This is a genomic window from Undibacterium sp. TJN25 (assembly GCF_049339885.1).
Taxonomy (GTDB): domain Bacteria; phylum Pseudomonadota; class Gammaproteobacteria; order Burkholderiales; family Burkholderiaceae_D; genus Undibacterium.
The window spans coordinates 296,955-315,037 of sequence record NZ_JBMPPM010000007.1 but is presented as its reverse complement, the minus strand read 5'-3'; the positions used below and the strand labels follow the sequence as shown (position 1 = coordinate 315,037).

The window sequence follows — 18,083 nt, the reverse complement described above, 5'->3', positions numbered from 1 at the left end:
GTTTTGCCGGTGCGGCTTTACTCTTGCAGTGCGCGGATTTTTTCAGTGACGGTGTCGGGCACCGGATAGTCCGGGTAGGCCTTGCGGAACTTGTTCCACTCTTTCAATGCATCGCTGCGCAGGCCGGCTTTCAGCAATTCCTCGACCAGGTTCAGTTGCTCCCTGGCGTTGCTCGCCTGTTTTTCTGTAAGCGGGCCATTGGGGAGCGGCTTGGCAACCGAAGCCTTCAGGCGAGGCTCTGCGCTGCGCCGTGAATAATCGGGCGAGGCTATCACTGCCGGGGCAGGTGCAGGGGCGAATGCCGGTCCGACGGCAACCGCCGAAGGCAAGGGCGCTGGTGCTGGCGAAGCTACGGGCGCAGGTACAGGCGAAGGCGCAGGTACGGGCGCGGGATTAGCCGGCGGGGCTGGCGAGATATTGGCGATGGCGCGCGCCTGCATTCCCGCGTCTTGCACTGTTTCGGCTTTTTTCGGTTGCGGCAGGTCGCTGTAGCTCGCTACCCGGCCGGAGATGCCCGGTTTGGCAGTGCTTCCTTCTGCCGGTTCTGGCGGCGGCGCGGCCTCCGCTTGTGCCGCCGCAGGTGCGGTGCCGGCAGCGGCACGATCTGCACTTTTCTTCACAGTCTGGGCAGGAGCCGCAGCAAGCGGCGGTATATCTGCCGCCGCACGTGCAGGCTCTTTTGATGCTTCTCTTGATGTTGCTGATGTTTCTTTTTCTGCTGCTTTTACCGCTGCTTCCGATGCTGCTCCGGGTTCTGCAACAGGCGCTTGCGCTGCCTGGACGGCCGGCGCGGCAGGGATGGAAGGGCCAGGCACCGGCACATCCAGCTCCAGCTGGTGCCGCCATTGCAGGCCCAGGAATCCGACAATTGCCACGCTGGCGGCAGTCGCCAGCGGCGCACCGCGCCACCAGGGCTGCTTGCGCACGGGCAGCGGCGCGGGCCTTGCTTCGGGAATATGGGCGTCATTGGCAGCAGCCGGTGCCGGTTGCTGGGGTTTGCCTTCGCGCAATGCCGCTTCCACCTGTGCAAAGATGGCGGCGTCCAGCTCCGGTGGCGGCGTTTGCTGCGGCAAGTTTTGCAAGTGCGACGCGAGTTCGCCCCGGCCTTGCAGCAAGTCTTCCAGTTCCGCGTCTTCGCGGCCATGCTGATATTCTGTATTACTCATGCCTGTTCCTCCTGCGCAAGCGCGGGTACCAGTAGCTGCCGCAATTTGCGCATGGCATAGCGCAGCCGGCTTTTTACTGTTTCTGCCGGCACGCCGGTCAACTGTGCGATCTCATCCAGGCTCATGCCGCTGAACTGCTGCAATACCAGCGCTTCCTTCTGTTCGCCGGGCAGCGCGCTTACTGCGGCGTACAGGCCGGCAATCTGCTGCTTGTTTTCCAGCAGGGCGTCGGGCGGCAATTCTTCATTGCTATGGTCGGCGATCTGTTCAAACACATCGCTGCCGTCTGCTGCCTGCCCGAGTTCGCTTGCCAGCGTGATCTGCTGTTGCCGCAACAAATCGATCAGGCGGTTGCGCGCAATCTGGTACAGGTAAGTGCGGAAACCCGCCTTCGCGCGGTAGCGCTCGCGCGCATGGTGCAGCCCGGTCCAGCTATCCTGGGCGATTTCATCCACCCATTCCCTGCGCGGCGAGCGCCATGCCAGGAAGCGGTACAGGCCCTGGCTATGCCGCCGGTACAGTTCCTTGAAAGCCAGCAAATCGCCTTCGCAATAAAGCGACATCAGGGATTCGTCGGAGAGTTGGGTAAGCATACGCTGAGTTTAACGGACTTGGCCCCAACGGACAATGCCGGTTTGATGGCGGGCTGGCTGCCTCATGCTGCAATGCTAGAATCGGTCCTTGTCATTGATTTTCAACTTCGAATTTCCCCTTTTCCTTTGTTCTCTTATGGCAGCTATCTTTATCACTCCGCAACTGGCACAACGCCTGGAGCGCGCCGAAGCGCAGCATCTGGCGCGGCAGGTGGAAACCTATGCCGAACTGTATCCAGGGCAGAGGGCTCGGACTATTGCAATTGCGGGTGGCATGGCGGCGCTGACCATCGGCGCTTTCGGCCGCAAGCTAAACCATGTGACCGGCTTCGGATTGGGCGCTTCTGCAAGTCTGGATGAGTTGGCTGCGCTGGAAGCCGCGTATGCGGCGCACGGCCTGGCAACTGAAATCGATGTCTGTCCGTATGCCGATGCTGAGGCATTGAAGCTGTTGGCTGCTCGCGGCTATAGCGTCAATGCGTTCAGCAACACCTATATTAAAAGCCTGGATGATGCGGGGGCAGCTTTCCATCCGGCATCCGGCGTGGAAATCGTGCATGTCACTGCTGAAAATGCAGCAGAATTTTTTAATGCCTGCGTTGCCGGTTTTTCTGTACAGATGCAGCAACGGCCGCTGGCGTTACTGGAAGCGCTGGCAAGGATCGCCATGGCGCGCAGCGATACGCGTTTATACCTTGCGATCGTGGACGGCAATGTCGCGGGCTCCGCAGGCCTCGGCCTTATCGAGCCGGAGGGCACGGCGGTCGCACACCTGTATATCGCCAGCACCTTGCCGGCATACCGCGGGCGCGGCATACAGCAGGCCCTGTTGCAGGCGAGGCTGCTGGATGCTCAAAGGGAAGGGTTTGCACTGGCCAGTATTACGGCCCGCCCGTCCAACGTCAGTGCGCGCAATGCGCTAAGGGCAGGTTTTGAACTGGCGTATACGAAGTCGACGTTTGTGCGGCCCCTGCATAATGCGGTTCAGGGTTAATCGTCATTCTTCAAATCCTACAAGCCAGTATGTTCTTGTCTTATCCGCATTCGCATCCACCTGTCCTAAGCTGATGGAGTAGATGGGCTATATGAGTTTTTTTGAAAAAAAAGTCTGATCTACTCTCATTCCCAGCCGAAAAATACAAGGAGAACCGCATGCCCCAAAATACATGGAGCAACAAACGCGAACGCCAGTATCAGCATATCAAGGAAAGCGTCAAGGAGAGGGGCGGCAGCACTGGCCGCGCGGAAGAGATTGCTGCGCGCACTGTCAACAAAGAGCGCGCCCAGCATGGAGAATCCAAAACCGCCAGCAAATCCAGTGTCCAAGATGTATCCGCTTCGCACCGTGGCGGCAAGCGCTCACATGCGGGCGCTGCGGGCCGCACCTACGCGCAGTTGTATAACGAAGCAAAAGACAAGGGCATCAAAGGGCGCTCCGCCATGAACAAGGAGCAACTGGAGGCTGCGGTAAATAAAAAATAATGTATGTGGTGACGGCAGAAACGATTGAATTCAGCGCCGAAGTGTTAATCGGTGCTGAGTTGTCAGCGTTGTTGATATTGTTAGAGTCGCCGGCTGAATAGCCGTACTAAATTGCTAAATTAATGCTTTTACGGGCAATCGCCTTAAGCCCCATGCCCTGGAATTTCAATCCTTCCACCACCAGAATCTCCATACTTTTGACGATGCCTTCCACACAGCGCGTCACCAGCTGCAACACTTCGGCAATGGACATTTCTTCCGACGATATACGGTACACGCCGACTGGCAGTTCGTATAGTTCTTTACCCACCCGCACGCTGCTGCGAAACGCATGCTTGAAGAACACCGCATTGAGCTTGTCGAAATCAACAACCTCGGTCGGCGGAAAAGACATATACACAAAATAATTGCGAATTCCTAGTTGCATGGCGTTCCTTCATTGCTTGGAAATTGTTTGCATTTCATAGAGCGCATACGGTTTATCTTAGCCTTCGCCTGCATTCCAACGTGACAGCCGACACGCAGCAGCGCTGGACGCCTGGGCGATGCACATGAGTGGGAGCCTTCCTACGAATTAGTCTTTTTTTGCGGCTATTCCCCCTGTTTTCAGCCCACATCCACTGCATATTCGTCGCCCAGCTTATTGCATCTGCGTAGGACAGTCTGTTCGCTGGGCTACATTTCTGTATGGATTCTTCCATAACAGTGTGCGCTAGCGCATAGAGTTGCGGTGGTTGCCCTCTTAACATGATTTCTCCAATCCTGCAGCGAGGCTGCGGCTACATTGATCAAGGAGAACAGAATGTCGAAAACCGTTGCGGAGCTTTTGGTAGAAACCCTGCACCAGGTCGGGGTGCGCCATGTATTCGGCGTCGTCGGCGATGCGCTGAATCCGCTGACGGAAGCCATCCGCAAGCAGCGCGACATTCAGTGGATAGGCGTGCGCCACGAGGAGGGCGCCGCGCTGGCCGCCGCCGGCCAGGCTAAGCTGACGGGAGAACTTGCCGTGTGCTGCGGCACTACCGGTCCCGGCGCCAACCACCTGATTGCCGGGCTGTATGAAGCCCACAAGGACCATGCACCGGTGCTGGCGATTTCGGGCGGCGTTCCCGCCACGCAGCGCGGCAACGATTATTTGCAGGAGAATACGCCCGACCTGCTCTTCCGCGACGTGGCCGTGTACACGCAGACACTGGCCAGCCCCGAGCAGGCCGCCCATGTATTTCACCAGGCCATTGCCAATGCCTACGGCATGCGCGGCGTATCGCATCTGAACATCCCGCCGGAAGTCTTCAGCGCCGTGACCAAGGGCAGGATACTGAGCCTGCCGACCTTGCGGCCTACGTCGGAAACGGCTGCGGCAGTAGCCGATGTGGCCGAAGCCGCCCAGCTGATACAGGGCGCCAAGAACATCGCCATCTTCGCCGGTGACGGCTGCCGTTCGGCAATACGGCTGGTGCTGCAACTGGCGGAGCGGCTGAATGCGCCGGTCATGCACACCTTCCGCGCCAAGGACATGGTGGCTTACTCGCATCCGCTATGGATAGGCGGCGTGGGCCTGATAGGCGGCGCGCCTGGCGTGGATGCGCTGAAGAATGCGGATCTGGTGCTGATGCTGGGTTCCGATTATCCGTACACCGAGTTCTTGCCCGAGCATGGCAATGTGATCCAGATAGATACCCGCGCCGAAATCCTGGGTCGCCGCACCGGCGTCAAGCTGGGCATCAAGGGTTCCGTCGGGCCGACGCTTTCGCAACTGTTGCTGCAGGTACCGCAAAGAGAGGACAACAGCTTCCTGGGCAAGGTCACTGCAGACCGTGAAAAATGGAGCACGATGCTGGACAAGCGTGCCGTGCTGAAGGACGAGTCCGAACTCATCAACCCCGAAGCAGTCGTGCGCGCCGTCAGCGACAAGCTGGACAATGACGCCACGGTCATCATCGATACCGGCATTGTCACGCTGTGGTGTGGCAACTGGTTGCGCCAGAGCGGCCAGCAGCGCATCCTCGCGTCTTTCAACAATGCGGCAGTCGGCACCAGCCTGGGCCAGGCGAATGGCGTGCAGGTATTGAACCGCGACAGGCAGGTCGTCGTATGCGTGGGCGACGGCGGCTTTACGATGCTGCTGGGCGAATTCATGACCAGCGTCGAACACCGCTTGCCGGTCAAGGTGATTGTTTTCAACAACAAGGAGTGGGGGCTGGTGCATCTGGAGATGGAAGAGGCCGGATTGCCTGCCTACAAAGGCAGCGAATTCCCGAACATTGATTTCGCCGCCTATGCACAGGCCTGCGGCGCACACGGTTTCACTGTGAAAAAACCTTCGGAACTGGACAGCGGCCTGCAGCAGCTGTTGCAGGCTCCCGGCCCGGCCATACTGAATGTGTTCATCGACCCCGCCGAATTGCCCACGATGCCGCACATCAAGGCGGAACAGGTATGGCGCTTCGGCCTGGCGCGTGTGAAAGAAGCCTTGCTGTCGATAGGTCGGCGCTGATTTGCGCTGCACCCGCCGACAGCGGATTCTTACACCAGCATCGGTCTCTTCCTATACGTTCGCCACGGGCATCTGACTAGACTGATACGGCACTTCGTCGGCGCCTCGTGAGGGCCGTGCCGGTCATTGGCCGCTTTCAGGCGCCGCCGGGCAATGAGTAGCTTTGTCACGCCGTGACACAAGATTCTTGAGGAGATAGAGATGAGAAACAAAAACGAACATGCAGGTTCCTATCAGAACAACCAGAACAATCAGAACGACGGCCGCTCCGGCCGTGGCGACCGCAATGAGCGTTCCAGCCAGGGGCGTGGCGGCAACTGGGCTGAAAACGATAGTGACCGTTACAGCGAACGCGGCGACAACAGCCAGGGTTCACGTTCCGGCAATTATTCGTCGCCATCGCAAAGGACCGCCCGCAGCTTTTCGCCGAATGACGATTTCGATACCAGCTATGCTGCCGACGACGACCTGTACGGCGAGCGCAGCCGCGAAACCAGCGGCCAGAGCGACGACAGCCGCTACTTCGGCCAGCCTTATGGCCGCGGCGACTGGCTGGAGCGCAATGCGGGACGGAACAGCGGGAACAACGCCGGCGGCAACAATGGTGGCCGCGAGTACGAGCCATACGGCGCCTATGGGTCTTCCGACCGGCAATATGGCCAAGGTCAGCGCGGCAGCGGCCAGGCCTACAGCAACAGCGGCCAAGGGTATGGCAGCAGCGGCCGCGATTACGGCGCCGGCTATGGCGAGTCTGGCCAGCAACACGGCCAGCAATACGGCCAATACAGCCCCGGCCAGAATCACCAGGGCCGGTTTGACGCTGACTACCATCAATGGCGTGACGAGCAGATCCGCAACCTGGACAACGACTACAACGACTGGCGCAAGGAACGTTACCAGAAGTTTTCCGATGAATTCGGCACTTGGCGCAATAGCCGTTCCAGCCAGCAAGCCCAGGGCTCGGAAACAGGTGCAGCGGCTGCAACCGGTCAGCAGCAGGAGCAGGCGAAGGGATCGGCCACCGCTTCAGCATCGGGCAGCAGCGGAACAGGACCGGACGCCAGCCACGGCAAATCCAAATAGCGTAGGGGCTGTGTAGCAAGATGGTGGCTAGCGCGTGGCGATGGCTGCCATCCTGCTACCGCATTGCACTGAAATTTTCTCGCAATTTTTATGCGATGCAACAGGCCGCCTGACCGGCGGCGCACCGGTGCCTCTACCCAAAAATATCACTCGCAGATGAAGGAGATGGCCATGTCAACATCCGAATCCGGAACCAAACAGGAAAACGCCGGCGCACAGAACACCGCCGGCAAGCAGCGCGAATTCCAGCGCGAGCAGGACAACAGGGACAAGGAAAAACCGCAGGCCAAAGGAGACAGCGAGGAAAAAGCGATGCAGACCAGCGACATCACACGTCCTGCGCCGCCGATGCCCGCGCAACACCTTGAAAAACCGGCGCATGAATCGGAGATGGAATTACAGCCGCAGTTCCTTGCTCTGGCCTACAAGGGCAGCAACAAATTGAAAGATGCGGTCGCCATCGTCACCGGCGGTGATTCCGGCATAGGCCGCGCTGTGGCCGTATTGTTTGCGCGCGAGGGTGCAGACGTGGCGATTATCTATCTGGACGAGCATGACGATGCAAAAAAGACGCAGATGCATGTGGAGGCCGAAGGCCGCAAATGCTTGCTGATTCCAGGCGACGTCAAGGACGCTGCTTTTTGCACATCTGCTGTCAAGAAAGCCGTGGACAAGTTTGGCAAGCTGGATGTGCTGGTCAACAACGCCGGCTTCCAGGAGCATGCCGATTCCATCCTGGACCTAAGCGAAGAACGCTTCGACGAAACGATGAAGACCAATGTGTACGGCTATTTCCACATGGTGAAGGCCGCCGTCCCGCATTTGAAGAGAGGCGCCTCCATCATCAACACTGGATCGGTAACCGGGCTGGAAGGTGAAAAGAGCCTGCTGGATTACTCTGCCACCAAGGGCGCCATCCATGCCTTCACCAAATCGCTGGCATCCAATCTTTTGCCCAAGGGCATACGCGTCAACGCCATTGCGCCGGGGCCGGTATGGACGCCGCTGAACCCTGCAGATAAATCCGGAGAGGACATCGCCAAATTCGGCACCGGGGTGGACATGCACAGGCCCGCGCAGCCGGAGGAACTGTCGCCAGCCTATGTATTCCTGGCTTCATCGATCTGCTCCAGCTATATCACCGGCATCGTATTGCCTGTCACGGGCAGCGTCAGCGCTTAGGCACGCATGTCATCAGGATATGCGTGATGCAGGATGAATTTGCGCTGTGGTCCGCGCTTAGGCCTCTGGCGCCGCCCAGACCAAGTTCCACAGGTGGCCATCAATGTCCTCGAAACCCTGGTCATACATGAAGCCGTGGTCCTCTGGTGGGTGCGGCGTGCGGCCGCCAGCAGCGACCGCCTTGGCGATGAGGGTGTCGACTTCCTCCCGGCTTTCGCAACTCAGGCAGATGACAACTTCATTGGCTTCCTTCGCCTGCACGACGGGCTTGTCGATCAGGGACTGAAAGAAAGGCTCGATCGTCAGCATGGCCTGGATGGTGTCGCCAACGATGTTCATGAATGCGGCGTTCTCGCCGCTAAATCGGTCACTGAAAGTAAAGCCGAGCGCGGAAAAGAAGGCCTTGGACTTATTCAGGTCCTTCACTGGCAAGTTGAGAATGATCTGTTTGTTCATCGCGTTTCCTTGGTTAAGGTGGAATGGGCAATCGGTGCTTCATCTCTACGACGGATGGCGGCGCACAAAATCGACACGCTTTCAGAAAAATATTCTCCTCCAAGCTAGCTTTTAGCCGATAACGGTTTCGGTTTATCTCAGGCCGTTGTTAAAAAATGCGCTGAATCGAAGCTACTTAAGATACTGCAGCGAAAATATTGCAAACACAACATCAAATTTGTTAAACTGACAATCAGAGCGGCAAGGCAAGGGCAATTATGCGTCAGTCTGCGCTGTCAGTTCAAGCACGTCTTCTGTTTCGACCAAGGGGGTGTTCATGGCGCCTCCCTGAATGTGCGAGATTCTAGTGGGCGCTTTTATAAAGTATGGCTGTGACCGGCTAATAGCGGTCACTCGAATATGCCCTCTAGTCGATTTGCTTTGCTAATGTTTATATGCCAGGATAGTCGCTAATATGACGGAAACCGAGTTTATCGAAGTAGTCGACTGCCGACTCCCCTATGAGGATAAGCAAAGGTGCTGTGACCTTATTGAACTTGGCACAGGAGTTTCGCCTAACGCAGCGTTCATGGTGCTGCACGAAATTTGCAGACCGCCTAACTCAAGTACTGCAACTGCGGAATGTCTTGAGATTCTTTTAGCAGAATGGTCAGCGAGGGTTCTTCATCCACTCGTGGAAATAGTGTTTCCTACGGCCATTGCGATGGTGCGAGGAGAAAGCATTTCAGTCGTATCGTCGATGCTGGTAATGCAGAAAATTTCGGAATACAAGCATCAATTTAATGCGCTTTCCATTCCATACCTTGCTTGCGACGACATAAACGGTACGGTGGATATTCTGCATCAGGAAATTGTTGCGGCATGGTCCGTTTCAGAACCGCAGTAGATTTCACAGATATATTTGGCCCTAATCGGCCAGGTGCTAACGTCCAGACTTCCTGTTAATAAATATAACCACCATGAAAAAAATGCAACTACGACCACGTATCTACTACAAGTATTTAATGCCCAGCATCGCTAGAAAAATATGATGTCCGATGACCGCATCAATGAACTCTGTAGGACTATTGAGCTATCGCGCGGAGCAATTGCAACTATTTGGGAATACTCGGTGTCACTGAGTCAGCTCACGATTCGGATTACTTGGTCGGGTAGGAGGGAAAATTTGCATTTGATATGCAATGCATGCACGCGGATGGAAATGTTTACAGCGTGGGACAACCTTGATTTTACGTTCCATGAAAGTGATGACGGCCTTTGCTGCTTGGAAGATTCAAGGGGCCAATTTTTTATCGAGTGTGGAATAATTCGTGTACTACACGATGTTGAGCCCATATATATGAAAGCATAGCATCTGAGGAATTTTCTAGTCCGGCGGGAGTCGGCAAAAAAGGTCATTCGGAAGTGCCTTCAAAAACAAAGGTATACGATGTTTCAATATTGCGAGCCGCCAACAAATAAGATAGCAGAATATGGAAAGACACTGTTCTCTAAAGTGAGCGAGGCGTATATCGTTCGTCCTGCAAGCGTGAGCATTGGCGAATGGGAGCCGCAGCCAAAACGCTGCCATGAGAATGTGGATACTTGGGTCCTCAATTCTAGCAAAGCGAGGGCAATAAGAGGTTGGTTTTATATCCCCCTAGATGGTTTGTGCTTTGCTAGATTTGTCGCGCATTCTGTAATCGAAGACGAGTTCGGAGAAAAATTCGACATTACCCCGGTAGATTCTTCTCAGCAGTACGCATTTATTGATGCCGGAGTTAGTGAAAATGAATTTGCGGACGTTATTCAACGACTTGAAGCTGCCCGTGATTTCGCGTTTTTAGACGTACTTAAATAATTCAGAGCCGTCATTTTGTAAATACAAGAAATTTTTAGGTGACAGCCAGCAGCCGGCCAAAACCAGACGGTCGAAGGTTAAGGATTTATTCTTTCAAAATTTAAGCACATTAGGCAGACACACTTTGGATAGCGAAAAAATTGATGCCCTTATCCTTTCAGAGGTAGGCGCACATTGGAAGAAGGTTGCGCGGGTGATAGCTGTGGTACTGGAGGCATTCAATGCTGAAATTTTGAAACTTGACGAGCTTGGTTTGGTTGTACAAGCACGCATAGAAGCCCTGGCGGAGTCTGGTCTCCTTGTTTCCCAAGGAAACCTAGAGAACTGGCTGAGGAGTGAAATTCGGCGGGCGTAGATATATAGTCAAGGGGCCGTCGCAAGTCGGCCACAAGCGGACCTTCGTCCATCGCCTCAATTTGATGTTGCATTGACAACGTTTCCGTGTCAGGATGGTAATGTTGCGTGGCGGGTCTCGTAAATATGCGCTTGCGCCATGATAGAAAAACTCTCTCCATTACTCTCAGGCTAGGCCCGCTAATATGCGAAGGTTACTGCTCACACTGACGGCAACGATTATTCCCTGCGTTGCATTTGCACAGGAACCAACAGCCAATGCATTAACGATTGCGACGGCGCTCAATAATTCGCAGTCGCAATGGGTGTTCAATCACATATGCGTTCCTTCAACGCTCCTCGAAGGAAATAGGTTCAATCGCAGCGACTTCGCGGACGCCTATATTGTCGTATCAGGAATGCGCTGGCAATCTGCTCTTGACGCACTATCGAAAAATGATGAGAGGGAATCAATGAAGAGCCTCGCCCTAATCCTTCATGGCATCATTGATGCCTACTGGCCAGGGCGTGTGGAGCGTGATGCTGCAGGCGCCATCACCAATTTTCGAGATTGCGAACAACTTGGAAATCTAAAAGGAATGCTTCAAGAAGAGGCGCGCGGTGGCGGACCGACCGGGCCGGCAAAGGAAGAAGCAACCAGGGTTTTAACTGAAGTCATCCGAAATTGGAAAGAACGGAAGCCCTTTGAGGAAGTGGAGCCATTATTGAAAAGCGGTCCTATGAATCTCAACGCCAAGATACGCGCTGAACCGCTTGGCGTTAAGTGACCAGGAGGTGTCCTTACTAAGGATAGGTTAAAGATAAAGGCTAGCAAAAAATGGCCAAGGATAGTCAGTTAGTCGTGGATGCAAGACTGTGTGTGATTCCACCGAATTTGAAGTTAAATTCCCGTTCGCATGTTATGCAACACCCGAGAAAGGTTCCGATGAGTTTCCTTACCGCCTTCCGTCATTTTTTTGTAGTTACTCTCATTTTTTTTAACACCGCCGCAATGGCCGACGTGAAAGACACACCAACGGAACGCCGCTTATCCATTCCCGGTAGCGTGCGCGGAATAGTCATGCCCCGCGAAGACTGGACGTTGACCAGGGAACAGCTTAGGCCAGGTGACACTGCTGTGTACTATATGTTTTCCAGTGAGCGCCGTAAATTGTTCTTTTCGGTTTACATAGACAAGACCAACGTGTGCCAGTCATCGGATACCTGCCTGGAAACTGCGCTCAAGAACTCACAGTACAAAGATGCCAAGGAACTCCAGAAGTCAGATGACGGGCAATTCAAAATAGCCCAATTCTTTATAGACCATCCACAGGGCACACCAATCAACCAGACAAATCTGCTTGCCAGTGCATACGTTGATGGCCAATGGTTTGATATTCACATTTCAAAAGTCGGCAAGGAACGCCCAGAATTTGCGCCATTGCTTGAATTCTTGCAGGCTGTCGTTGTTAAGTAATAACCGGTTGCACAATGCCCCAAATCGGCCAAGAGCAGTCGTTCTAAAACGCCTACTATTTAATGCTGTATACCCTCGCTTAAACCGTTCATGAGAATATCGCGGCAGGCGACGGTCTCTGACGAGCCGAAAGCGGACCTTACCCACTCACATGAGGTTGTATGAGATTAATTTATCCGCATGAATTACCCGTGGTCCGGTTCCTATTTGAAGCATCCGGGCGGCAGGAAAATCCAGCTCAACTATATGTAAAGGTCATGGACGATGGTGGAATGGGTTCTTTGAAATTTACTGATGGGGGTGAAGCTGCTCGATATGCGGTCACCGTCGCAGCTTGTGAGTTCAAGGATGCCGATGGGGTATTAGTTTCAGCAGTTCTGAATCTCGATGAGAGCGACGCTCCTTTCGAAGTTGACATATGGAAGATGGACTTCACTCCACTGTGTAGCTGGCCTGAGTTTACTGAGATTAAGGCGGCGGAGACTTGAGCATTCGGCCTTCAACCAGCTAGGAGCGGACGGTTAGAACTATCTCTGAACTAGTAAAGAATCTCTAGGTAATTAACAATGCCTGTGAAGCGAGAAAATATAATTTTGCAATGCGAGACCGCCGCGCTTGGCGTGCTCGATTTGCTTAACACAGCACAAAAAAAAGCGGCACTTGAATATATTCTTCGCTACGACGAATGGCTTCTTGCGCTTGAATTCATTATTGATTGGCTTGACGAGTGCGACCAGAAGATATCATCCTCTCAGTTCAGCGAATTCGAAAAAGCATACGAAATGATGTCGCTTGCCAACGACGAAAGGCTTCAATTGCTTCGGTCTATGGTTATAGAAGCTTCTTAGAACTAAGTCAGTGCTTACGATGTAAAAGACTTGGACGATGGCCAAATATTTTTGGAACAGTTAGAGACATCGTGAATAAATAGCTTATCGGAATACCTCTAGCAGAGGAATTCGAATTTTTTGAATGTCCACTATTGCGAAGCGCGAAGGACCGCAATGGGGCTATAGCGGACAAATTGCTTAACCTCAACTTGCGGCATTTTCTTTCCCAAGATTATCCTCTCCGCCTTCGGGACAAACCACCCATGATTCATAAATGATGAACGATGCATCAATTCCTGGCGCATTGCTGGCGAGGCTGATGAAACATATAGTGGCTGTACAGACCGCGCCGCAGCAAGACCGCATTACCGGAATGTGAAACACCTTTATCCACCATACCGGGAAACAATCATGAATCGCTTAAACGAAAAAGTCGTCATCATTACAGGCGCAAGTGCAGGCATAGGCCGTGCCACTGCAAAACTGTTTGCACAGGAAGGCGCCAAGCTGGTGGTTGGCGCGCGCCGCCAGGCCGAGCTTGACAGCCTGGTTGCGGAAATCACCGCGGAAGGTGGCATTGCCATTGCGCTGGCGGGCGACGTGCAGTCGGAAGCCTATGCGCAGGCGCTGGTGGAATTGGCGGTTGCAAAATTCGGCCGGCTGGATGTGGCATTCAACAACGCCGGTATCCTCGGCGAGATGGGCCCCAGCACCGGTATTTCGGCGCAGGGCTTTACCGATGCGCTGAACGTGAACCTGACCAGCGCCTTCCTGGGCGCGAAACACCAGATTCCTGCGATGCTGAAAAATGGCGCCGGCTCCATTATCTTCACGTCCACTTTTGTCGGCCACAGCTTTGCATTTCCCGGTGTTGCTGCCTATGCTGCGAGCAAATCAGGCCTGATAGGCCTGACGCAGGCGCTGGCCGCGGAATTCGGCCCACAGGGCGTGCGCGTCAATGCGATCCTGCCGGGTGCCGTGGATACCGACATGTACCGCGACATGAACAACACACCTGAATCCCAGGCCTTTGTCACCGGCCTGCATGCATTGAAACGCGCGGCAAAACCGGAAGAACTGGCCCGTTCGGTGCTATACCTGGCATCGGATGATTCATCGTTTGTCACCGGCACGGCATCGCTGGTGGACGGCGGCGCTTCGATTACGCGTACATAATACGCGCACATAAATGTTCTTTGTACTCGCTGATTTGCGGCAGCAGCGGCAGCAGTAGCCGCAGCCGTAAAAAAGCCTTGCCCTGTTTCCGGGGCAAGGCCCAAGCATTGCCTTGACTGCCTTCTACGGCAGGGCAATGCAGGAGACGCGCTTATGTCTGTAGTGCTTGCAGAGCCTTAATTATTGAGAAACTTTGTAATCAGAGAGATCGTTGTGTCCGGGCTTTCTTCCATCAGCCAGTGGCCTGCATTTGGCACCACCTCCTGCTGCACGTTGGTGGCGGCATTGCGCATCACACCCGCCATGTTCGCGCCAAATGATTTTTCACCGCCGATGGCCAGCACCGGCATCGGCAGTTTGGTCTGTGCGGCAAGCCGGTTATCTGCAACATCCTTGGCGGCAATGGTGTTGAATTGCGCAAAGGCCGCGCGCATGGCGCCGGGCTGCGCATATTGTTTTGTATAGTAGGCGCGTGTTGCTTCATCTATCCTGGAAGGGTCGCCGGCGAATTCATTCCAGAATCGGTCCAGGTAAATGCGCTCGCGTCCGGCCACCAGGCGCTCTGCATCCTTTCCGCCGAAATTGAAATGCCATAATTGCGGGCTCAGGATGATCTGGTCCCATGGCGCCACGCCGGGCACCGGCGCATCCATCACCACCAGCTTGTCCACCTTGTCCGGATAACGCGCGGCGTATGCATAGGCCACCATGGTGCCTATGTCGTGGCCGACCACCGTCGCATGATCCTGCCCCAGCCCGGTCAGCACCGCCCGGATGTCTCCAGCCTGCGTCATCTTGTCATAACCCGAAGCTGGCCTGGAGGAGCGGCCCATGCCTCGCAGGTCTGGCACGACGACGGTGTGCGTGGCAGCCAGCTGCTTCGCCAGCGGTCCCCACATGTCGCCGGTGTCGCCGAAACCGTGGATCAGCACCACAGCCGGGCCGGTGCCGCCGGACCTGACAAAGATATCCACGCCATCCGCGGTCCTGACGGTGCGGGTGTGAAATCCAGCCGGGAGCGTAGGCGCCGCGGCAGCCGCGTTTTGCAGTGGAAGCGCAAGCAGCGTCAATAATGCCAGGCCCAATATTGCGGTGAAAGAGGAGGTACGTCGTGTCATGGTCGCCTTGTTATTCAATGTTATTGGTATGTTTCCCGGTGGCACTGGTGCTGCCGGGAAGGTACAGCCGACAATACAGGCTAGGGAGCCTGGGCCGCTCAGCGCGGAATCATGTAGGAAGCAGGTTTGGATGCCGGTGCGCCGTGCACCATCGTGTAGGCGTATTCCACGCCCACGCCATATGCGCCGCAATGCGTTTTTACGATATCCATGACGGCATCGTAGGTGTCTTTTTCTGCCCAGTCGCGCTGCCATTCCAGTAGCGTGGACAATGCGGTCACCGGTTTTGCGCCTGCCTGTATCACGCGTTTCATCGCATTGTCATGGGCAAGCTGGCTGACATCGCCGCAGCAGTCTTCCACCACATAGATTTCATAGCCGTCCTGGATGGCCTGCACGGTGGGTAGCGCAACGCAGGTTTCAGTCCACAGCCCGGCCAGCACGATTTTCTTCTTGCCGGTCTTTTCTATTGCAGCGACAAAATTCTTGTCATCCCAGGAATTCATGCTGGAACGTTCGATGGGAACCTGGTCCGGATAGATCGCCTGTATCTGCGGCCACATATTGCCGCTGAAGCTCTTGCTTTCGACGGTGGTCAGCACCATCGGCACATTAAAAATCCGCGCCGCCTTTGCCAGCAGCATATTGTTGTTGATCACGCTCTGGCGATCGAAGTTGGAAACGCCGAACAGCATCTGCGGCTGCAGGTCGATCAGTGTCACGACACAGTTATCCGGCGTAAGCAATCCCTTTTCGCTACGCTTTGTTGCACCTGGATTTGACATGGGTTTCTCCTTGGAGAGGTAGGGGTTTGACTTGAATGCGGCTCAGCCTAGCTTGGGCAAGCATCGGGATGAAAAATTCATCCCGGCAAAATCAGGACAAATTTCGATCCAGTCTGTTCTTGGGCGGCCATTTTCTCTAGTACGATTGTGCTGTCTTTGCGTTGCCGCCGAGGCGGCGACTTTCCATATGGCCGGCCGGAAAGGCGATACTGCCGCTTAAGCTGGGCGCCAAGCTATCTTCGGCGCTCTATGGTGTTGTAAGGTGCTGTATGGTGCTATAAGGTAATTAGTTGTCTTCGCCGTGAGCTAAAAAAACCTGTCTATTGTCATGCGGACTTCACTCTGCTGGGCTATCATCTTCAAACACTGTTCGGCACAGGCCGGCCTGCACCGCAACACCACTGCACCGCATCAAGGCTACCGGCAGGCGCGTTTGTTTTTGCTTTCGTTTCGCATCAATGATGGAGAACCGAAAATGGATCAATCAAGGCGAACGCGGCGCGCAACGTCGCCGCGCGGACTGAAACCCGGCACCATGGAACGGGTGCGTATCTATGTGGACACGAATATTGGCGAAGCGTTGACGCTGACATCCCTGGCCAACGCCGCATGCATGAGCAATTCGCAGTTTGCGCGCATGTTCCGTGTGACAACCGGCGACAGCCCGATGAACTTCGTATCCCGGCGGCGCATTGAACATGCAAGACTGCGGCTGGAGGGCGGCGGGCTTCCTCTGTCCCAGCTGGCCGCCGAACTGGGTTTTTGCGACCATAGCCACTTCACGCGCATGTTCCGGCAGGTCATAGGGATCACGCCCAGCGATTACCTGAGAAACCTCGGCGAGGCCGTGCACGGTGCCGATGCGTTGATCGCTCGCAGCGCGTCTGCTTTCCTGCGGGATACGCCGCCGACATAATTGCGCACTCGGTGCTACATTACGTGTGGCGCCGCTGCCATCGCCAAGCCGCGCCACGTATCCGGACCGCTCTACATCTATCTATTTCGCTCATACATCAACAGGCCCCACATGCCCCGTTTTTTACTTTCTTCGCTCAGCCTTGTGCTGGCATGCGCATTCTCCGGCGCAATCGCGCAAACCTCTGCGCCTGCAGCTCCCTCCTATGGCGTGGAGCTGCAAGGCTTTACTTATCCCTATCCGCTGAAAAGCTATGAGTTCGACAGCCAGGGCCAGCATCTAAAAATGGGTTACATGGACGTGGCCGCCACCGGCACGCCCAATGGCCGCACGATGGTGCTGATGCACGGCAAGAATTTTTGCGGGGCCACGTGGGAAGAGAGCATGCGCACGCTGAGCGCCGCCGGCTACCGCGTTGTCGTGCCGGACCAGATCGGTTTTTGCACATCTACCAAGCCCGCTTATTACCAGTACACCTTCCAGCAACTGGCAATCAACACGCATGGCCTGCTGGAAAAATTGGGCGCGCAGCATGTGACGGTGCTGGGCCATTCCACCGGCGGCATGCTGGCGGCGCGCTATGCGCTGATGTATCCGGAGCAGGTGGAACAGCTGGCGATGGTGAACCCGATAGGCCTGGAAGACTGGAAGGCGCTGGGCGTGCCGCACCGCAATGTGGATCAGTGGTATGAGCGCGAGCTGAAGCTCTCCGCCGACGGCGTGCGTAAATACGAGCTCAGCACCTATTATGTGGGCCGCTGGAGACCCGAATACGAGCGCTGGGTGGATATGCTGGCGGGCCTGAACCAGGGCCCCGGCCACAAGCTGGTGGCCTGGAATTCGGCACTGATCTACGACATGATCTTTACGCAGCCTGTGGTCTATGAATTCCCGCTGCTGAAAATGCCGGTGCTGCTGCTGATAGGCGATGCGGACACCACGGCCATCGGCAGCGATGTCGCTCCGGCGGACGTGAAGGCCAAAGTAGGCCGCTACAACGTGCTCGGCACGCAAGTCGCCAAGATGATCCCGCGCGCCACGCTGGTGGAATTCCACGGCCTGGGCCATGCGCCGCAGATGGAAGATCCGGAGGGGTTTCATAAGGCGCTGCTGGCGGGTTTGCAGGCGGTGAAGTAAAAATGAAATAAG

21 protein-coding genes are annotated in these 18,083 nt (G+C 55.4%); 15 read left to right on the top strand and 6 right to left on the bottom strand.

All coding sequences use genetic code 11. The features are described from left to right. Positions 1-17: 17 nt before the first annotated feature. The gene (locus tag ACO0LO_RS19565) at positions 18-1,166 is read right to left on the bottom strand and encodes a hypothetical protein (RefSeq protein WP_422966511.1); all 1,149 of its coding nucleotides are present in this window, start codon (positions 1,164-1,166) and stop codon (positions 18-20) included. Next, on the bottom strand, positions 1,163-1,759 hold the full coding sequence (locus tag ACO0LO_RS19560) for a sigma-70 family RNA polymerase sigma factor (RefSeq protein ID WP_422966509.1): 597 nt from the start codon (positions 1,757-1,759) through the stop codon (positions 1,163-1,165). Before ACO0LO_RS19560 ends, ACO0LO_RS19565 begins: the two co-directional genes overlap by 4 nt. A 136-nt stretch (positions 1,760-1,895) precedes the next feature. Here ACO0LO_RS19560 and ACO0LO_RS19555 point away from each other — a divergent pair, with 136 nt between their 5' ends. After that, entirely contained in the window at positions 1,896-2,753 is an 858-nt protein-coding gene (locus ACO0LO_RS19555) for a GNAT family N-acetyltransferase (protein WP_422966507.1), read from the top strand. Positions 2,754-2,911: 158 nt separating this feature from the next. Continuing rightward, positions 2,912-3,241, top strand: coding sequence for a plasmid stabilization protein (locus tag ACO0LO_RS19550; RefSeq protein WP_422966505.1), 330 nt, complete (start codon positions 2,912-2,914; stop codon positions 3,239-3,241). Between the two features lie 106 nt (positions 3,242-3,347). Here ACO0LO_RS19550 and ACO0LO_RS19545 read toward each other — a convergent pair whose 3' ends face one another. Next, positions 3,348-3,668, bottom strand: coding sequence for a hypothetical protein (locus ACO0LO_RS19545; protein WP_422966504.1), 321 nt, complete (start codon positions 3,666-3,668; stop codon positions 3,348-3,350). Positions 3,669-4,043: 375 nt separating this feature from the next. Between ACO0LO_RS19545 and ACO0LO_RS19540 the strand changes: the two genes are divergently transcribed. From ACO0LO_RS19540 to ACO0LO_RS19530, 3 genes are all read left to right on the top strand, one after another. Next, complete coding sequence (locus ACO0LO_RS19540) at positions 4,044-5,738, top strand: thiamine pyrophosphate-binding protein (protein ID WP_422966502.1); 1,695 nt, start codon at positions 4,044-4,046, stop codon at positions 5,736-5,738. A 201-nt stretch (positions 5,739-5,939) separates the two neighbouring features. After that, positions 5,940-6,821, top strand: coding sequence for a hypothetical protein (locus ACO0LO_RS19535; RefSeq protein ID WP_422966501.1), 882 nt, complete (start codon positions 5,940-5,942; stop codon positions 6,819-6,821). A 165-nt stretch (positions 6,822-6,986) separates the two neighbouring features. Then, positions 6,987-8,003 carry an SDR family oxidoreductase gene (locus ACO0LO_RS19530; protein WP_422966499.1) on the top strand — a complete coding sequence of 339 codons (1,017 nt, stop codon included), beginning with the start codon at positions 6,987-6,989 and terminating at the stop codon, positions 8,001-8,003. 57 nt (positions 8,004-8,060) lie between these two features. Here ACO0LO_RS19530 and ACO0LO_RS19525 read toward each other — a convergent pair whose 3' ends face one another. Beyond that, positions 8,061-8,459 (bottom strand): VOC family protein, encoded by a 399-nt coding sequence (locus ACO0LO_RS19525; protein ID WP_422966498.1) that lies wholly within the window; start codon positions 8,457-8,459, stop codon positions 8,061-8,063. A gap of 454 nt (positions 8,460-8,913) precedes the next feature. On the opposite strand from ACO0LO_RS19525, the gene ACO0LO_RS19520 reads away from it, so the two are divergent. From ACO0LO_RS19520 to ACO0LO_RS19485, 8 genes are all read left to right on the top strand, one after another. Next, positions 8,914-9,345, top strand: coding sequence for a hypothetical protein (locus ACO0LO_RS19520; protein ID WP_422966496.1), 432 nt, complete (start codon positions 8,914-8,916; stop codon positions 9,343-9,345). A 543-nt stretch (positions 9,346-9,888) separates the two neighbouring features. After that, positions 9,889-10,299: a hypothetical protein gene (locus ACO0LO_RS19515; protein WP_422966494.1), complete on the top strand. Its 411-nt coding sequence runs from the start codon at positions 9,889-9,891 to the stop codon at positions 10,297-10,299. Between the two features lie 124 nt (positions 10,300-10,423). Then, on the top strand, positions 10,424-10,654 hold the full coding sequence (locus ACO0LO_RS19510; RefSeq protein ID WP_422966492.1) for a DUF3658 domain-containing protein: 231 nt from the start codon (positions 10,424-10,426) through the stop codon (positions 10,652-10,654). Between the two features lie 184 nt (positions 10,655-10,838). Continuing rightward, a complete protein-coding gene (locus ACO0LO_RS19505; protein ID WP_422966490.1) occupies positions 10,839-11,420 on the top strand; it encodes a hypothetical protein in 582 nt (193 codons plus the stop codon). 50 nt (positions 11,421-11,470) lie between these two features. Further along, positions 11,471-12,109 carry a hypothetical protein gene (locus ACO0LO_RS19500; protein WP_422966488.1) on the top strand — a complete coding sequence of 213 codons (639 nt, stop codon included), beginning with the start codon at positions 11,471-11,473 and terminating at the stop codon, positions 12,107-12,109. A gap of 161 nt (positions 12,110-12,270) precedes the next feature. Continuing rightward, positions 12,271-12,597, top strand: a complete 327-nt coding sequence (locus tag ACO0LO_RS19495; protein ID WP_422966486.1) for a DUF6984 family protein — start codon at positions 12,271-12,273, stop codon at positions 12,595-12,597. 78 nt (positions 12,598-12,675) lie between these two features. Continuing rightward, the gene (locus tag ACO0LO_RS19490) at positions 12,676-12,957 is read left to right on the top strand and encodes a MafI family immunity protein (protein WP_422966484.1); all 282 of its coding nucleotides are present in this window, start codon (positions 12,676-12,678) and stop codon (positions 12,955-12,957) included. 393 nt (positions 12,958-13,350) lie between these two features. Beyond that, entirely contained in the window at positions 13,351-14,115 is a 765-nt protein-coding gene (locus ACO0LO_RS19485) for an SDR family oxidoreductase (RefSeq protein ID WP_422966482.1), read from the top strand. Positions 14,116-14,291: 176 nt separating this feature from the next. Here ACO0LO_RS19485 and ACO0LO_RS19480 read toward each other — a convergent pair whose 3' ends face one another. Together ACO0LO_RS19480 and ACO0LO_RS19475 are read right to left on the bottom strand one after the other, a co-directional pair. Next, complete coding sequence (locus ACO0LO_RS19480) at positions 14,292-15,233, bottom strand: alpha/beta fold hydrolase (RefSeq protein WP_422966480.1); 942 nt, start codon at positions 15,231-15,233, stop codon at positions 14,292-14,294. A 98-nt stretch (positions 15,234-15,331) separates the two neighbouring features. Continuing rightward, positions 15,332-16,018, bottom strand: a complete 687-nt coding sequence (locus ACO0LO_RS19475) for a hydrolase (RefSeq protein WP_422966478.1) — start codon at positions 16,016-16,018, stop codon at positions 15,332-15,334. Between the two features lie 475 nt (positions 16,019-16,493). On the opposite strand from ACO0LO_RS19475, the gene ACO0LO_RS19470 reads away from it, so the two are divergent. Further along, positions 16,494-16,934, top strand: coding sequence for a helix-turn-helix transcriptional regulator (locus ACO0LO_RS19470; protein WP_422966476.1), 441 nt, complete (start codon positions 16,494-16,496; stop codon positions 16,932-16,934). A 111-nt stretch (positions 16,935-17,045) separates the two neighbouring features. After that, a complete protein-coding gene (locus ACO0LO_RS19465; RefSeq protein WP_422966474.1) occupies positions 17,046-18,071 on the top strand; it encodes an alpha/beta fold hydrolase in 1,026 nt (341 codons plus the stop codon). Positions 18,072-18,083: the final 12 nt, after the last annotated feature.

Coding starts and splice junctions, on each gene's coding strand:
- ACO0LO_RS19525 (WP_422966498.1), bottom strand. CDS start 8,459: ATGAACAAACAGATCATTCTCAACTTGCCAGTGAAGGACCTGAATAAG.
- ACO0LO_RS19465 (WP_422966474.1), top strand. CDS start 17,046: ATGCCCCGTTTTTTACTTTCTTCGCTCAGCCTTGTGCTGGCATGCGCA.
- ACO0LO_RS19470 (WP_422966476.1), top strand. CDS start 16,494: ATGGATCAATCAAGGCGAACGCGGCGCGCAACGTCGCCGCGCGGACTG.
- ACO0LO_RS19490 (WP_422966484.1), top strand. CDS start 12,676: ATGCCTGTGAAGCGAGAAAATATAATTTTGCAATGCGAGACCGCCGCG.
- ACO0LO_RS19560 (WP_422966509.1), bottom strand. CDS start 1,759: ATGCTTACCCAACTCTCCGACGAATCCCTGATGTCGCTTTATTGCGAA.
- ACO0LO_RS19495 (WP_422966486.1), top strand. CDS start 12,271: ATGAGATTAATTTATCCGCATGAATTACCCGTGGTCCGGTTCCTATTT.
- ACO0LO_RS19480 (WP_422966480.1), bottom strand. CDS start 15,233: ATGACACGACGTACCTCCTCTTTCACCGCAATATTGGGCCTGGCATTA.
- ACO0LO_RS19550 (WP_422966505.1), top strand. CDS start 2,912: ATGCCCCAAAATACATGGAGCAACAAACGCGAACGCCAGTATCAGCAT.
- ACO0LO_RS19545 (WP_422966504.1), bottom strand. CDS start 3,668: ATGCAACTAGGAATTCGCAATTATTTTGTGTATATGTCTTTTCCGCCG.
- ACO0LO_RS19530 (WP_422966499.1), top strand. CDS start 6,987: ATGGCCATGTCAACATCCGAATCCGGAACCAAACAGGAAAACGCCGGC.
- ACO0LO_RS19505 (WP_422966490.1), top strand. CDS start 10,839: ATGCGAAGGTTACTGCTCACACTGACGGCAACGATTATTCCCTGCGTT.
- ACO0LO_RS19555 (WP_422966507.1), top strand. CDS start 1,896: ATGGCAGCTATCTTTATCACTCCGCAACTGGCACAACGCCTGGAGCGC.
- ACO0LO_RS19535 (WP_422966501.1), top strand. CDS start 5,940: ATGAGAAACAAAAACGAACATGCAGGTTCCTATCAGAACAACCAGAAC.
- ACO0LO_RS19540 (WP_422966502.1), top strand. CDS start 4,044: ATGTCGAAAACCGTTGCGGAGCTTTTGGTAGAAACCCTGCACCAGGTC.
- ACO0LO_RS19500 (WP_422966488.1), top strand. CDS start 11,471: ATGGCCAAGGATAGTCAGTTAGTCGTGGATGCAAGACTGTGTGTGATT.
- ACO0LO_RS19565 (WP_422966511.1), bottom strand. CDS start 1,166: ATGAGTAATACAGAATATCAGCATGGCCGCGAAGACGCGGAACTGGAA.
- ACO0LO_RS19475 (WP_422966478.1), bottom strand. CDS start 16,018: ATGTCAAATCCAGGTGCAACAAAGCGTAGCGAAAAGGGATTGCTTACG.
- ACO0LO_RS19520 (WP_422966496.1), top strand. CDS start 8,914: ATGACGGAAACCGAGTTTATCGAAGTAGTCGACTGCCGACTCCCCTAT.
- ACO0LO_RS19485 (WP_422966482.1), top strand. CDS start 13,351: ATGAATCGCTTAAACGAAAAAGTCGTCATCATTACAGGCGCAAGTGCA.
- ACO0LO_RS19515 (WP_422966494.1), top strand. CDS start 9,889: ATGTTTCAATATTGCGAGCCGCCAACAAATAAGATAGCAGAATATGGA.